The organism is Bacillus sp. FSL M7-1345 (assembly GCF_038006985.1).
Classification (GTDB): Bacteria; Bacillota; Bacilli; order Bacillales; family Bacillaceae_G; genus Bacillus_A; species Bacillus_A cereus_U.
This window is the reverse complement of record NZ_JBBOWG010000001.1, coordinates 937,039-953,706: the sequence shown is the minus strand read 5'-3', so window position 1 is coordinate 953,706 and position 16,668 is coordinate 937,039. Positions and strand designations below refer to the sequence as shown.

Below are 16,668 nucleotides of genomic sequence, written 5' to 3'. Positions count from 1 at the left end.
AGAAAAATATAGATTTATCAAATCATTATGGCACCCATAAAAGTACTTCTATTTTGGAGGAACAAACTATGAACAAAAAGTTAGTAACATCATTATTATGTAGCACATTCTTGTTTGGATTATCAGCTTGCAGTTCACATGATACATCTAGCAGTAACACGAAAAACGAACAGGAGACTTCTAAAGAAACAAAAAATGATGAACTTAGCAACAAGGATCCTCAAAAAGAGCTTCCCACCCATGAAGATTCTTCTGGTGTATACATATCAATAGGCTCTGTCGATTCATTAGATGTTATAGGTAATGGAGAAGTTAAAGCACAAGGTGTATTTAAAGTATTAGACGTCAGAGTACATAATGGTCACGAGGAACCCATTACACTAAATAGCAACAACTTTAAATTAATTGATAGTACCGGAAGAGAATATCACATTTCTAATGAATCTCAATTAGTACTTAAAGCTGCAAATACTGCTACATTTAAATTTGGTGTTCTTAATCCTAGTGAAAATTTAGAAGGGAACATTGTATTCGATGTACCGAAAAAAACGCAAGGATTAACTTTGAAAATTAATGGAGATATGTTGGATAAAGGGATCGAGTTAAAGGTGGAATAGTCAAAGAAAATACAAACCGCCTATCACACCTTATACTAACATAACAAAAAGTACAGCCTCTGTATTAACTACAGTAAACTGTACTTTTTCATTTGTGACTTTGTATAACTTACTATAACAAGATTCCTTAATTCTTTTGAGAAGATGCTCTCCAATCACGAAAAGATGTTGGAAACCCAGAATGTCCACGCTGCTTTGTAACAGCTGGTTTTTCTTCAGGAGTAGTTGATTTTTCTTCAAGAATAGTCAAAGCTGTTTGCATTTTCTCCAACTGCTCTCTTAATGCTTGCTGCTCAATCTTTAAATCCGTAAGTAAACGTAATATCATCTCAGAATTAGCCATAACGATCTCCTTTCCCCCAATGCACAGAATAAAATACCATATGTAATAAGCGTAATACTCGTGACAAAAATAAGGTCGTCAACTCTCTTAAAATACCGAGTACTTTTATTTTTCAAAAGGACCTGCTCAAGTTTATCCGTAAAAACATAAAGTGAAATAAATCCATTAATATATGGACTTTATGGAAGGAGGAGTTAATATGGGCTATGGTGGTAGTTGTGGTGGAGGCTGTGGTTTTGGCGGTGGATTCGCCTTACTTGTTGTGCTCTTTATTTTATTAATCATCGTTGGAGCTAGCTGTTGGGGCGGCGGAATCGGCTGCTAATAAGAGGCACTCTTGAGAGTGTCTTTTTTTATTTCTCAATATGCAACTAACCTATATGTGTTACTATCAAAAGGCGAGATTCCCTAAGCGTAATATAGTAGTTTACCAACTATGAAAGCCACTGTCACAAGAAAACAGTAGGCTTTTATTTTTTTATTTAGAAAGATTAGAACAGGGATTATTCTTTGCACTAATCAACATTTTAAAATTGACATAGCACTTCATGCACCATACACTGTTAACAACAGTATACTGTCATTAACAGTATATATTCCAATTCACTCTAGGAGGTATATTCATGAAACATACAGGAAGACATACAGGTGCATTTCTTTTGTTATTTTTAGCAGAAGGTGATAACTATGGCGGGCAACTACTTCAGAAATGTGAAGAAGAACTTCCGGTCAATCCAATCGATAGTGCCATCCTTTACCGTACGCTGAAGAAATTAGAAAACGAAGGTGCTATTGAATCTTATGTAAGTACATCCGTTCCAGATAAGCCGAGAAAGATGTACAAAATTACTACAGCCGGAAAAGAACAATTAGCAGATTTTCAAATGGATATTGAGGAAAAAATGAAAAACTTATCATTTTTCTTAGACAAATATAAAGACTTAAAGGAATCTTATCATGATTAATGGCGCTATCCTTTACACTTTGGCCATTATTCTTACGGGGATTTCTTTTATGAAGGATCGGAATAAAACGAAAGCTGCCCTATTAAAATCATGGAAAATATTTCAAAACCTTCTCCCTGCCATGCTCTCCATTATGCTTTTCGTCGGACTATCACTTTCTATCTTAACACCGTCCTTTATCTCTTCTATCATTGGAGAACAGTCCGGATTCTTAGGTATTATTTATTCAGCAATACTCGGATCTGTGGCACTCATTCCAAGCTTTGTCGTGTTCCCACTTGGTAATACGTTAATACAGCACGGCGCAGGGCTTCCTCAAGTTGCGGCACTCATGTCTACATTAATGTCAGTAGGAATGACAACCTTGCCAATGGAACAAAAGATATTCGGACGAAGCTTTGCTTACGCTCGTAATGCATCTGCATTACTCATGTCACTCCTATTCTCATATATTATTTGGGTGGTGATGGTATGAAGGAACTAAAAAGATATCGCTTCTTTTTCATATTACTGTTTGGGCTCCTCTTATTAACTTTTATAAACCAATCTTTAGGATGGAGCGCATTACAATTAACGGGGAATAGCATTTTAGATATGTTGTTTCTACTCCCCCCTGTCCTAGTATTTGTAGGGTTACTTGATCAGTGGGTGAAGAAAGAAACGCTAATGAAATACATGGGAGAAAAGTCCGGCATATATGGCATCTTATTTTCTCTATTATTAGGCGGAATTGCAGCTGGTCCCCTCTATGTTGCCTTTCCGATTGCAGCACTACTATTTAAAAAAGGCGCAAGTATTAGGTACATCGTATTTTTCTTAGGCGTTTGGACAACTGCAAAATTACCAATTATGGTGTATGAATTTTCTTCATTTGGAGCTACCTTTACACTCATTCACATTTGCTTTGGTCTATTGTTCTTCTATGTAATGGGCATCGTTTTTGAGAAATTTTATGATCAACGGCAATTATTGCAGTATGATATAACGAAAGAAATGTAGAAAGGCATCTTTATCTGTTCTTTTAAAAACAACGATAAAAATGGATAAGTGCCTCCACCAACTCATTAATCGAAACCTATTTCATGAAAGGACTTCCCGATCCGCCAGAAGTTGTTGCAAAGCAGCTTGGATTGTTGCTAGATAGGAACTTTTAAATGAAAAGAGGCTATTTTATAAACCGATTGAACCGGATTATAAAATAGCCTTTTTATTATGAAATAAAACGTCGATAAATTTTTGTTCCAAATATTCAGAATTAATATTAAAATAAACAATGGGGATAGGGGTATGGGATCATAAATTATACATAACGAGGGAATAGAAATGAAAATTCAATTAAAAGCTGATTTAATGCTACTACTAGTTACATTTTTTTGGGGTGCATCCATCCTACTTACAAAGCTTGGACTTGATGGCATAGAAGAATATAATTTAATCGCATTACGATTTATTATTGCCTTTCTTTTATCAGGTTTAATATTTTACAAACACTTATTCAAAATTGATCTTAAAACTGTAAAATATTCTTTTATACTAGCTTCCGTTTTATTTATCGTCTACATTTTCGCGACTTTCGGTACAAAGTATACAAGTGTATCTAATGCCGGTTTCTTACTATGTCTCACAGTCATTTTCATTCCAATATTATCAGCTATATTTTTAAAACACATTCCTGAGAAAAAAGTTATATTAGGAATTGTGTTAACGATAATAGGAATCGGCTTATTAACATTAACTAGTGAATTCAAGATCGGTAACGGCGATATATTTTGCATACTGTCTGCCTTATTTTATGCGATTCACGTCATCATTACTGGAAACGTAACAAAACATGTAAATTCAATTGCACTTGGGGTAGTACAACTCGGTTTTGTCGGCCTATTTAGTCTTATTTTTTCATTAGTTATGGAAACCCCAAAACTTCCTGGCACTATCGACTCATGGCTAATCATCTTAGCCTTAAGCATATTTTGCACCGCCGTCGCATTCATTGTGCAAGTTATCGCCCAGCAATACACGACGCCCACACATACAGGACTTATCTTTTCATTAGAACCTGTCTTTTCAGCAGGCTTTGCCTTCTTCTTCACAGGTGAAACACTCACAGGAAAAGGGTACTTAGGGGCGACGCTTATATTGTTAAGTGTGTTGATTGCTGAGGTGGATTTTAAGGGGTTATTGCGGGTTAGTTATAAGAAGAATGTGGAGTAGGTAACCACACATGTCTAGGTTCATTAGAAAAAACAAATACCCGACTATTATTTCATATAATAGTCGGGTATTTAGATTTTCAACCTATTATTTTACATAGACTAGATGAACTGCATGTAACAGTTCACCGTCATTATGCGGAAACTAGCTTTTTCTCTTTACGCAAAATCCCCATTAACCCGCCAATAAACAGGAGAATGGCCGGTAAAATATAAAAGAAAGAAATACAAATTAATCCACCAACTGCAGCCACTGTCATCATCGCACCGCCAAGCTTGGCTCTACTCTTCACTACAACAGATCCACAAATTCCTACTATAGAGAGAAGAACACTTCCCCAGCCTAAACCGATAAGTGTATTCGCTCCATCCGCATCTAAAGCAGAACCAAGCCCACCAATAAATAACGCAATAAACGCGCATAAAATACCGAAAATACCACCAATAAGTCCTAATACAAATTCTGTTGTACGTTTCATTTTGAATATCTGCTCCTTACTTCATTCCTATTTGTGTTTTACCTACAGCAAATTTCCGGCGACATTATCCCATATACTTGCTCCAAAGTCTCCGTTGCTATTTTTATCCAACTGGCGACAATCAGTTTCATACTCCAAACGCCGCAACCGTATACTCGTATGTATCCCCGCCTTTCCCTGTTACAGAATCACCTGTCTTACTATGACAGACTACTAAACTGAATACCACAGCACTCCCTCAAACAAGTGTCCTTAACTTTTTTATATTCAACTACCTTCCATTACATATATATTAAGATTCCCAAGCACATCTTAACAAAGCTACGGCTCAAATTTTGTCGCATTATGTCACAAGAAATAAAAAAGGAGCAACACTAAACATTGCTCCCTTTTAATGGGATAAACGCTTCTCCCACTCTTTCACCTTTTCAATTGTTACATCTAATTTCTTAGCTACTTCTTCTATACTCATTCCCTTAAAGAGCATTCCAGCTGCAGAAAGAGCTTTATCAATTTCTTCTTGCTTCTCTTGCTCATATAAACGACCAACTTTTGTCAACCGTAACCACTCCTTTACCTTTTTTGCGTAGTCTTCATCAATAAATTTATCCGTAGCTACAAGAATTCCAGCAATAACTTGAATTTGTTCTTGCTCATCGGAGATACATTTTGCTACTTCTATCGTCTTCTCAATTAAAATTTGTCTTTTTTCTCTACTATGCATAAGTGGTACAAGTATTAATTTCATGGTTTCTTCATCCGTCAAAGATTTTCCTTCTTCCATTTTCCTAATAACCTTTTGAAGGATAGCATCACCATTGTATTCGCTTAATAAAACAGCTTTGGAATTTAAACGTATGCTACATACATCTATTTCTTCTATTGGATTCATTACCTCGCTTGTATAAATAACCACGATTCGAATATCAGCTAACTCTTTGTTCTTATTATAATAACGATACATAATTTGATTCGCATAATCCATATACTTCAAATGATTTTCAAGGAAACGGTTATTACTTTCATACTCTAACATTAAGATTGAACCATCTTCCATTTCAAATAAAGTATCTGAGCGCCTTTGATCTGCACGAACTCTCGGAAATTCATTTGGCAACAATTCTTTTATTTTTGGAAAACCTTTTAATCCATATGCTTCAAGCCCTTTATCTTTATAACATTCACTTAAAAACTTCATAAGAATATCTTTATTATGATAAGAAATATCATTCCCTGCCAATAGCTAATCCCCCTTAACTATTAGTTATCATTTTCTTTATTATATAACTTATAAAATTGCCGTTACAACTTTGGTTCACATACAAATACTATTTTCAAAACATCTTCCCCTCCCACTAGTTCACCATCTCCACAAATCGCCCAAACTCCTTCAAAAACCTCAGCTTAAAACTACCCACAGGCCCATTCCGATGCTTCGCCACATGGATCTCCGTCATCTCTTTCTGCATCGTTTCCTTATCATAATAATCTTCACGATACATAAGCATAATGACATCCGCATCTTGCTCAATTTGTCCCGTCTCTCTTAAATCAGATAAAAGAGGACGCTTATCTTGCCGTGACTCTACGGAACGAGACAATTGCGATAACGCCACTATACAAACATTTAAATCACGCGCTAACAACTTAAGCTTACGTGAAATTTCACTAATCTCTTGAAATCGATTGCCCTTATGCTTCGGATCGCCCGTAATGAGCTGCAAATAATCTACAATAACTAAAAGTTTTTTATCACCGTGCTTCCTCTTTAACTTACGAGTCTGCATCCAAATATCCTGCATTGTAACGCCTGCCTCATCATAAATCTCAAGTGGCAACTCACCAATTTCCGCAAACGCCTTACTCACCTTTTCCCAGTCCTCTATCGTAAAACGATGCTTCGGATTTTTCAGCCTACCTCCTGACACTTCACCCGCGCAAGACGCCAGCCTTTTTAACAATTGTTTACTACTCATCTCTAACGAAAACAACCCAACCGCCGCTCCAGACTTCGCCGCATGCAGTGCGATATTTAACGCAAATGCCGTTTTTCCCATAGAAGGACGCGCTCCAAGAACGACAAAATCACCTTCCTGCAATCCGCACGTCATCTTATTTAGCGATGTATAACCAGTCTCAATACCAGTATTCTCTTTCGTATCTTGATGAAGCTCCTCATATAGCCCAACTAAAGCATCCTTCAAATCAAACTCACATACATAGTCCTTTTCCTCTAACTCACAAAGCGCCGTAATCGTCTCACCAATAATTTTCTCATTCTTCTCCGCAATAAGACGCTCTCCCATCTTGTGCCCGAGAACGCCAGCCTGATACATTTTCCATGCACCTCGAACAAGCCCCTCATAATAAGAAAAGTTGCTAGTCGTAGGTACACCCTCTATTAATGCTATAAAATACTCCATTCCCCCGATATTCTCCAAAAAATTAGGATTCATCCGAGAAACAAGCGTCACAAGATCAATTGGTTGCCCTTCATCTTCAATTTTTCGCATTAACCGAAATATAGACTTATGCACCGGCATAGAAAAATAATGCTCCGTCAAACGGCACTCCTTAATAAGCTCTCCATCAAGTAATAGAGAACCTAACACCGTCTTTTCCGCCTCCACATTTTGAATACTCATGGACGCCACCCGCGTTCCGCTAAAAACCGCTGCAACTCTTCCTCTGACAGTGCATTCTTCTCCCACTCCTCGCACCTCGTCAAAAACTCCTCCGTCTCCCCAGTACTAACAGACGAATCCTTCTTCCTAAACTGAGTCGTATCCGCCTCAACCTCACACACTTTCGTAAACCCTTTCCCGTGCCAGCCCCTCAAAATCCCCTTCACATAAGCAACCGTCCGCTTATTATTCTCAAACGCAATTTGAAGAGCCTTCAGCACAAGCTCCTCTGACAAATCTTCCATCCACGCACTCAGTTCCTCCACAGTATGAGGAGACAAACTACCGAAATGTTGCTCATAAAACGTGAACACCTTACTTCCCGTTTCTTCCTGGGCGACCTCTTCTTCCTCCGCCTCTTCACAAACCGGATCAATATCATGAACAGCCAAATCGCCAGGCATACCGAAATGTGCTAAAAGCATCGGAACATTCAGCTCCTCCTCCACGCACTTACGAAGAAACATATGTACAAACTCCTTATTCTTCACACCCTTCAGCTCACGAAGCACACACTTCTCCACATTCGTATTCGTCACAGGATTATAACGAAGCCAATTTAAAATAAATAACTCCCGCGTCTCCGCATCATAAAGAATCTTTCCATAATCAATAAAGCGCTGCACCAGCTTATCAACAGTTTCCCGATTATAACCAGTCTCCATCTCAGCTAACCGCTTCGGAAACGGAAAAATCCCGCACTGCGTCGTCTTCGAACAAGTTAACAAGTAAACATAAAAATACCGCTCCTCCGGCGTCAAATCCAAAACAAAATCATCCTGCCAAAAATTCACCTGCACATTACGATACACCGCCATCCAAATTCCTCCCGTCCTCATTCAAAAGTAAAAAATTCTTCTTTGTACTATATATAGGGAGGAGGGGTGGGTTTTTGGCGTGTTATTTCAAAAAAATTTTTACAACTACTACGGTCTTTGTAGTTGTTTTTGTTTTGTTGTGTTTTTTATTAGTGATTTATTACTTGGTAGGGGCTTTGTAGGGGTATGGGAGGGGCTATACAAAACTATAAATTCTTATTCATACCTAATTACATCTTTCACTTTTATAACTGTCCTACAACTAAGTCCTAATTCCTCTTCTTTTTTATTATTGCAAAACTCTATTTTAAATTTTATTAATTGATACCAATCTTATCTACTAGTATTGCTGGAATACTAATTTTGTCCCGTTATAATACATGTCGTAAAACTGCATTACTTATATTTTTAATCTCTTCTTTTAGAATTTGATCTATAAAATCGCCTCGACTCATATCTTAAACGGCGAAATAAAAGAGCCCCCCTAAATTATTTAGAGGCTCTTCCTAAAAGATTGAATTTCCTGAGGTTCACAAAAACTATAGAAGTATTAGTAAAACATAACTATTCAATTCTTTTTAACAAAATACGATTATCTAGACTTAAATTATCTTTTACTTAATCAAACTCAATATCAAATATCTTTTCATACTAATAGTTCAACTATCTCAATCCATTTGAACTATTAGTTAAGTTTACTTCTCTTCAATAGTACTACCTTTTATTATTCAATTTCTTATAACCTTGTCTATAGCATTTTCGTTCATAATTAGGATTACACGATATGATTACTACTAAGGGAATCAAACAGTACTTACGTGGCCCATGATTATTTTCACACGTTATAATAAACATTATATATCTACTAATAAAGGAGCGGTTTCAAATGAGCAACCATGTATTCGAAATGAACGTAGATGGTGAAAAAATTAAGTGGGAAGAAAAATCACATGCGCAAATCTTCCGTAACTTTTGGCAATATTTCTTGGAAAAAGATTTAAAAAAAACAATTAGAACAATTGAAATTATAGGCATCCGAACATCAAATCTTTCATTCTTTGAATCTAAAAATGGAAGTAAAAAGAAAAATATCTTTGTTACAGATGACTATTATATTTACACACATTTAACACCAGCAGCCATGCAAAAAGTATATATAAAATTCCTTTCTGGCTGGGAACAACAAAACGCTGAACCACTTAACAATGAGCTTGAAAAAACAACTGATCAACCACAGAAAGAAGAAAAACCAAAATTAAAAAACATCTATAAAAAAAGTCTCGCAATGGATTTAGTTCGAGCTGGTCACGACCTACACCACACAATGCGAAATCGCGAAAATAACAAATATCAAGTCTTTGTCTTCGAAGATACACCAAAGCTGATTGAAGACTTATTAAAATTAACAAAAGAGGATAGATGAAGAACTTATATTTGGGCGATACTCAATGAAAAAAGAATAAAATAGAAAGGCAGCTTCCCTATTTTATTACTAATGGGGAGCTGTCTGATTATGGACTACATCTTATTCATTGCTTCTTTTATCACCCCATTGTGTTTATATTACCTCATTAATAAAGCTGATTATCTATCATAAAGCAATTGGAATAAATACTGCATCCAAAATAACATACATGTAATAAATATCCCAAACACTACATTCTCATTAAACTTCTTAACAATAACATTCCATTTAACTACAATATATTGATTAGCGATACACCAATAAAGGAACAAAAGAATTGAGATACCGGTCAAATGAATCATAAAATACACATCTATTTCCCCCTTTCAATTTTATGATTCTCTTATTATATCCCTTACTAAATTAAAAGATCAACTATCCACACGCTCTTTAAATATCAAAATTTACCTAGTTGTGAATTTCTCCACCTCTTAATCGCTATGAAAATCACTTAAGAATTTTAAAAAACTTGACAAGGATGGCCTCCTACTATTTCGAGGTTTCAACATATTTTAAAAATACAAAAACCACCTCAAACAAATATACCGTCCAAGGTGGTTTTCTAAAACTTTCATATCACTATTAAATTATTACTTCAATCTATCCTGCAACGCACTAATATTAATAATTACGGGACTACCCGACTTCAACGTACCATCTTTCTGTAACATTGGTCCAGAAGTGATACATTGACCTTTCTTCAATGTTGCAAGTCGTTTTTCCCACTCTTTACGTATAGCAGAATCTTGAGCAAGATTTGATGCAATGGCACTAATTTCATTTTCTGGTGGCATGAAATACACTTTTTGACTTGAATTCTGTAGTCGTGAAATTTCATCCGTTGTAAATTGGCCTTTTAATGATTGTGTTGCATACCAACCTGACCAGCCAAATTTTCTTCCTTCGGTTAAAATTTTGGCACTTGGTGATTTCTCTCTATGATCAAGATTTTGTGCTTCATCTAATATAACTGGGAATGGTTTATTTTTATCTCCATGGTGCAATTGATAATTCCAAATATCCCATAAGATAAACTCTGTAATCATGAGCTGTACATCTCTATTAAAGCCTGTTAATTGTACAATAAATACTTTACCTTTTTGGTTTAGTATTTCTCCCCAATCATATACAGCACTATGATTAAATGGATTTTTATCGATAAATGGTTTAATTAGTGATTTTGTTGTTTTTGCAGGGCCTGAAGTATCTTCTTCTAGTTCTGCTAATAAAAATTCCAAATTCATATTGTCACCATATTTAACTAAACCACGCATTACCGCCTCATATATAGTATTTTGTTGCTGACTACCTAATCCTCTATATACAGCTGCAAATACACTTTTGATTCTTTCAGCAATGTCTGTATTATCTTCATCAATATAAATTTCCTCATCCAATTCTTTTTGATTTCGTTTAAATGGGTTTATTGGAAATTTGTCTTTTGCTACTAAAAATTGTTCAATATTACCTTGAAGTTTCTCTTTAAATTCCGGTTCTAACTTAGAATTCTTGAATCCATCTGTATAGTCAAATATCATACTAGAAATTCCATTTTGCGCCAGTTCAAGAAGTAAACATTGAATGAAATAGCTTTTACCCTGCCCTGATTTACCCGAAATTAAAATATGTCTATTTGCTAGCTCTGGATTTCCAAATTCCCAATATATTTCTTGAGTCGATCCCTCTACTGTTCCTAACAAAACGCGGATGTCCTTTAATTCTTTTGTTTCTTTTGTTTCTTTTGTTTCTTTTGTTTCTTTTTCTTCTTTTTCTTCTTTTTCTTCTTTTTCTTCTTCAGAATGAGGTACAGTTGGAACGACTTTATTGCTAGGATTTTTTAACTCTTGATTAGAATCATGATTCTTATTCAATAATCTATCTGGATTAATATCAGTTCCACCAGAATGGATTTTCGTTTTGATTACCTCAATTTCTTCTACGACCCCTTCATATCCATCCTCTTCTGTTAATTCCACTAACAGAATATCTTCTTCTATTTTAACTGATCTCCATGCTTGTTCTTTTTTGAATGATAAAATCGCACCTTTTCCAATTTTACTATCCAAATGTCCATTCATTTCATAATCGTCATTTAATAATCTTTTCTTTAGTTCTTCAATTTTTTCATAAGATTTTTCTGGCCAAATGTTATTTGCAATAAACTTTTCGGCATTAGCTAGCAATAACTGCACAAAAAAGTTCCGGAAAAACTTATGTTTAAATACATGTAAACCATCTTCACTTACTTTAGAAAGTTGTGTGTCAAATAATTGCTTAGTTGCATTGATTTGCTCTTTCGCTTTTGCAATGGCACTTTCTTGATTTAAACCGATTTTTACTTCTACTGGATAATAATGCACTGATAAATTATTATCTTGCATTTCTATCCCAATTAACAGTAAATCGTCACTATGTGCACCTTTTCCACCAAGATTTTTTGCAGAAAATACCCCTTCACTCTTCGTTAATTTTACCGCTCCAGCAACACGCAATATTTCTTCTAATGAGATAGGAATCCATAAGATATTCTCATGATCTAAAGTACTTAATATATATTTCACAGCCGAAATGATGCTTAACTTTTCTCTTGAGAATTGTCCTTTACTTCCAATAATTCGTAGCAACCACTCACCATTTAAACTATTGAAAGCTCTAATAGCTGTATTAATTTTTTCAGGTGTCGAAACAATTTCTTTTTCTGCCAAATACTGTTCAATAACTGATCGGTATTGTCTTGCTTTATCCGTTACTGTAATTGCATCGTACTGACTTGATGAAGAATATTGATCACTATAATGAATGACCAATAAATTGCGTGATGAATCTTGGAAGAAATCCAAACCAACATTAGGCTCAATAAATGTTACCCAATAAGAAGACTCATATAAATGTTCAAGAACTTGTTCATCATAAGTAGAAGTTCTCGTAACAATTGTTTCATTCTTACGGTAAGGGTTTGTACCATCGTTATTTAAATTACTTCCCAGTTCATTCATACAGCTAGCAGTTTGAATCAACAAGTGTTCATCATTCAATACATTTTTCAATCCAAAACCTGTACGATAATCTACTTCTGTACTAATAGATGATAGAGAGGATAACATTCCATTTAATGATAAGCCCGTCTCAATATCCTCCATTGTACTTTTTGCATGCTTCTCATTTGAAATCATTTTATAGAACGAAATATGAGCATAACCATATTCTTTCGTACCTATAAGTTTATAATAAAAAACATTTTCTCGAATCAATCTTAATACATCTACAGCATCAAGATTCTTTGATGCTAACGATAATTCAAAGAACTCCTCGAACTTTTGAACATCATCATATATAGAAAACTTTTCAAAGGCACTTAATATATTATTTTCATGATATAAAGCAACCTCTACCGGTATAATTTTGGATGGTCCCTTTTTATCTATTTGCTTCTTAATAAAATGTACTAAACCTCTTACAACTTCTTTATCATTATTGATATTAATAACATTGATTCTTATCGGAGATTTAGATTCTTGTAAAAATAAGTATTGGAAATGCTCCACAAATTGTTGAAGCTTTTCCTCAACTACGTTAGCGAGAAATGCATTAGATTCACCTATCGCTACCTTATGAAGCGGTTCATAGACAATCCACTCGGGAGCTTCATTTTGAGCAATTGGACGATACAATTCCTCATTCTGTCCATATATATATGGCAATAGATTGTTAGGATGCAGACGATTTAAAATGTGCATCTCAATTACTTCATTTTTAATTTCATCGTTAATATTTAATTGGTAGGCAACATTAAGAGGATGTAACGGCGTTAATACAACCCTTTGTTCCTCCTCAATAACTCCCAATTTAAATAAATTTTTCTCTTCTTCTTTTAACATTACATTTTCTTGTATATTGGCAACACTTTCATTAAAAGCTTTCAAGTATCTTATAGACAACTCTCTTAATTGATTGTCCACAAAACAAAGACTAGGAACCGTATTATTAAATTTATAGTAATTTAATAGTTCTTGGTACGCATCTCTCAATGATGGATTAATTGATAATTCAACCTTATTTAGACCTGATACTCCTCTAATCGCAAAAGAGATTTCATTTTCAATCCATACTCTTTCATCTTGTAAATAATTTCGAAATCCTTCTCGCGCTGAAAATTCTCTTGCACCCTGTTTTAATTTATTTGTATCACGGTTATACTCAAAGCTTTCTTGATTCTCTCTCTTTAATTTCCACACTCTTTCTCCTGAAACTGGAACAGTCTTTGCAATTTGCTCTCTAATAAGAATAGGAATTAGAGATGTTCCAACCTGAATAGAAAACGATAAGCTATCATCGTTCCATGCCGGAGAAGAATCTGAGACTTCAAAGCTTCCGCCTTGCCAATTTATAATCTGTGCATCTTCTTCAATAAATATTTCTTCTGGCTCACTAGAAATATCTCCAAAAACAATACTTTCTTCTGCTTTATTCATAACTACATTTTTCGTATTCACATTCACTTCATAAATTGTTTGGAGAGCTTGTAAAAATGCGGCTTCACATTCTACAACAGCAATATGAAACTCATACTTTGACTTAGATTGCATTTTATGTGTATATACAACTTTATGGAATGAGGTTCCATTTTGCTTATGCACTAAATTTACATATAGTTTTTTCCCAGATACCCCACAAAAATCCTGTGAATTTTTATGAATGTATTCCTTCTTCAATTTTTCTTCAAACTCAAAGTTTATGTTAATGTTTTCTATTTGTGTAGGATTAAAAACAACGATATGTCGTTTACGTCGTCCAGCCTTTGTATCAGCCTGTGCTTTCTCCCAGTACAACAGACCCTCTTTTGAATATTTCTTGGTTGATTCAATGTAATCTAACGGACGATCTGTTGCAATCAAATTGTCGTTAGACTCTTTAACAAAATTATAATCCGTTTGCTTCCAATCTTCTTTCTTCAGACGGGAAACACCTTTCTCATCGAATAATTTTTCTAATTGACTCTCTAAATGCTCATACTCTTGCATATGTTGTACTTTCTCAAAAAATGAAGCATTTTCTTCTAGCCTTTTTTTCATTTGAGCTGAAGTAAATTGATTTAAATTTTCATCATAGAAAATGCCTAAATTAGAATAATCTTCTCTCACAATTTCTTGCTTTGATAAAAATCCAAGAATTTCTTCATAATCCCAAAGAGATGGTCGCACAATTGTATCATCTAATTTTTTACGTAAATAAAATGATAGTACTTCCTTTTCTTCTTTGTTTAGATCAGAAGTTTCAATTTCTTCTTTTAATGTTTTCAAAATTGATTTTACATTAAATGGCATGCCTTCTTTTTGTAAATCACTGCTACCACCCTTAATACTGTCTAGTGTCTCATGACATATACTAAGTAAAGCTGTTTTTTCCCAAACATCCTTTTGTTCACCGACTTCATTACGAAGTGTTACTAAAAAGTCAGGAGTAACATTTTCTGATGTAGTCGCAACAACTACCTTCATTTCCTCTGAAATCCTAATAGCAATCGTTTCGTATGGAGCACCTTGCTTATGCTGATAATAAAACGCCTGCGATAAATCTTGTTCTTTTAATGTGTCATAAAACGCTTTCACTTGTTCATGATTATCAAATTGAAGATAAAATCGCTCTCCACCTCTAAGATTTTCCGCTTTTAAATAATTTATTAGTTTATCTGAAAGATAATTATAAAATTGGTTTAACATACTGTGCATCACCGCTATCACTTTTTTTGTCTATTAAATTCAGCTTATCAAATAACTGTACAATTTCTTCTTTTGAGTATCGATCAAAGAATAAACCTCTAGCCTCTAAATCTATAAATACTTGCTTCAAAGGTTTTCTTTCCTTTTTCAAACTTAATGCTGTTAGTAGCAATAACATATCTTGACTAATATTAAGCATATAACCAAGTGAACCTCGAGTTTTTAAGAAATATTTTTTTCCAATCTCTTCTATTGATAAAGAATATCTATGTCGAGGTCCTTGCATCGTATCTTTTTCATAAGCTTCTTCTATACTATGGAATAAAGATTGTACAAGCGTATCATATTCTAATTCTAAATTTTCTTCATACATCCCAAGACCTAAATGTCTTCTATATTCCATAACCCAATCACAAAGCATCTCTAAAAATACTTCTTTATCCTCATCGGATAATTGCTGATATGTTGCCTTCAATTCAGGATAGCCGCCTGCTTTTTCTACTCCCATTAAGAAATTTAAATGCTCTAAGCAATTAATATGAAGTAGTAAATGTCTACCTGTATCTTTAATCATTTGATAACCATGAGTATAACCTTTTCTATTCTTACTCGTAGACTCCCAGTCGAGTGTAAAATAAACTTCGTTGTTCTCACTAAAGTTCGCTTTCCCACCTTGTGAAAGTTTTAAAGTCAATTGAGTAATATATAAGAAGTAATAATAACTAAGAAACAAGTGATAATGGTTTCTAAAATAATCTTTATGCTCCGCTAAAAATTGAAAATCTTCTTTGAATATCTTCGAAATAAATGGAATTTGATTAACATAACGGATTTCTTTTTCATCTTTCTCTAAATGATCCAATCGCTTTAACACAAGACGTGACATTAAATCTGTTGAATCACTTTTTCCAAAAATCTCTTTTACTGTTTCTTTTTCACCTAATAAGACATCTAAAAGAAACCTAGCAATATCTTGTTCTCCTTTTTTATCTGCACTTTCACTTAACGGTAAATATTGAAATAAATGCAAATGAAAAATTTTAATTGTATTGTCACTATCTTGTAAAAAAGTACGTAATATTTGTTCAAAGTGCGACCTATCTTGCTGCGAGACATCAACAGATTCACTAATCTCTCCAATAAGTTCTTCTAGATTAACTTCCATTTTCAGTTTATTCCCGCTAACAAGACGTGTGAATTCTCCTAATACTCCCTGAAATCCTTTAACAAATTTTGCCCGCTCTGTTCCTCGTGTAGAGAAAGGTAACAGAGGCGTTTTTTTATTTATTGTATGTTTTAATCCTAATTTTTCTGGTTTAATACTTAAAGAACTTCTCAAATGCTCTAAATTCTCTCTTACAATCATT

The 16,668-nt window shown here is 34.4% G+C and carries 14 protein-coding genes; 7 read left to right on the top strand and 7 right to left on the bottom strand.

The window, feature by feature from the left end:
• The first annotated feature begins 68 nt into the window (after positions 1–68).
• Positions 69–617, top strand: a complete 549-nt coding sequence (locus tag MHB76_RS04900) for a DUF4352 domain-containing protein (protein WP_078175141.1) — start codon at positions 69–71, stop codon at positions 615–617.
• A gap of 127 nt (positions 618–744) precedes the next feature.
• Here the strand turns inward: MHB76_RS04900 and MHB76_RS04895 are convergent, their stop codons facing one another.
• Complete coding sequence (locus MHB76_RS04895) at positions 745–960, bottom strand: hypothetical protein (protein ID WP_002159059.1); 216 nt, start codon at positions 958–960, stop codon at positions 745–747.
• 199 nt (positions 961–1,159) lie between these two features.
• On the opposite strand from MHB76_RS04895, the gene MHB76_RS04890 reads away from it, so the two are divergent.
• The 5 genes from MHB76_RS04890 (at position 1,160) to MHB76_RS04870 (ending at position 4,136) form a co-directional block, all read left to right on the top strand.
• On the top strand, positions 1,160–1,285 hold the full coding sequence (locus tag MHB76_RS04890; RefSeq protein ID WP_000540378.1) for a YjcZ family sporulation protein: 126 nt from the start codon (positions 1,160–1,162) through the stop codon (positions 1,283–1,285).
• Between the two features lie 298 nt (positions 1,286–1,583).
• Positions 1,584–1,925 (top strand): PadR family transcriptional regulator, encoded by a 342-nt coding sequence (locus MHB76_RS04885; RefSeq protein WP_002202937.1) that lies wholly within the window; start codon positions 1,584–1,586, stop codon positions 1,923–1,925.
• The gene (locus MHB76_RS04880; RefSeq protein ID WP_078175142.1) at positions 1,918–2,400 is read left to right on the top strand and encodes a hypothetical protein; all 483 of its coding nucleotides are present in this window, start codon (positions 1,918–1,920) and stop codon (positions 2,398–2,400) included. Before MHB76_RS04885 ends, MHB76_RS04880 begins: the two co-directional genes overlap by 8 nt.
• Positions 2,397–2,924: a permease gene (locus tag MHB76_RS04875; RefSeq protein WP_340985844.1), complete on the top strand. Its 528-nt coding sequence runs from the start codon at positions 2,397–2,399 to the stop codon at positions 2,922–2,924. Before MHB76_RS04880 ends, MHB76_RS04875 begins: the two co-directional genes overlap by 4 nt.
• A 324-nt stretch (positions 2,925–3,248) precedes the next feature.
• The gene (locus tag MHB76_RS04870; protein WP_078175144.1) at positions 3,249–4,136 is read left to right on the top strand and encodes a DMT family transporter; all 888 of its coding nucleotides are present in this window, start codon (positions 3,249–3,251) and stop codon (positions 4,134–4,136) included.
• Between the two features lie 133 nt (positions 4,137–4,269).
• On the opposite strand, the gene MHB76_RS04865 is transcribed toward MHB76_RS04870, so the two are convergent.
• The 4 genes from MHB76_RS04865 to MHB76_RS04850 form a co-directional block, all read right to left on the bottom strand.
• Positions 4,270–4,614, bottom strand: a complete 345-nt coding sequence (locus MHB76_RS04865; protein WP_078175145.1) for a DUF4064 domain-containing protein — start codon at positions 4,612–4,614, stop codon at positions 4,270–4,272.
• Between the two features lie 391 nt (positions 4,615–5,005).
• Positions 5,006–5,854, bottom strand: coding sequence for a transcriptional regulator (locus MHB76_RS04860; RefSeq protein WP_078175146.1), 849 nt, complete (start codon positions 5,852–5,854; stop codon positions 5,006–5,008).
• Positions 5,855–5,969: 115 nt separating this feature from the next.
• Complete coding sequence (gene dnaB, locus MHB76_RS04855) at positions 5,970–7,259, bottom strand: replicative DNA helicase (RefSeq protein ID WP_340985842.1); 1,290 nt, start codon at positions 7,257–7,259, stop codon at positions 5,970–5,972.
• Positions 7,256–8,116, bottom strand: a complete 861-nt coding sequence (locus MHB76_RS04850; protein ID WP_078175148.1) for a DnaD domain-containing protein — start codon at positions 8,114–8,116, stop codon at positions 7,256–7,258. The genes dnaB and MHB76_RS04850 overlap by 4 nt, the downstream gene beginning before the upstream one ends.
• Before the next feature lie 886 nt (positions 8,117–9,002).
• Here MHB76_RS04850 and MHB76_RS04845 point away from each other — a divergent pair.
• Positions 9,003–9,539 carry a hypothetical protein gene (locus MHB76_RS04845; protein ID WP_204208889.1) on the top strand — a complete coding sequence of 179 codons (537 nt, stop codon included), beginning with the start codon at positions 9,003–9,005 and terminating at the stop codon, positions 9,537–9,539.
• 632 nt (positions 9,540–10,171) lie between these two features.
• Here the strand turns inward: MHB76_RS04845 and dptH are convergent.
• A complete protein-coding gene (gene dptH / locus MHB76_RS04840) occupies positions 10,172–15,301 on the bottom strand; it encodes a DNA phosphorothioation-dependent restriction protein DptH (RefSeq protein ID WP_340985840.1) in 5,130 nt (1,709 codons plus the stop codon).
• Positions 15,282–16,667, bottom strand: a complete 1,386-nt coding sequence (gene dptG / locus MHB76_RS04835; protein WP_002030094.1) for a DNA phosphorothioation-dependent restriction protein DptG — start codon at positions 16,665–16,667, stop codon at positions 15,282–15,284. The genes dptH and dptG overlap by 20 nt, the downstream gene beginning before the upstream one ends.
• Between the last annotated feature and the right edge of the window lies 1 nt (position 16,668).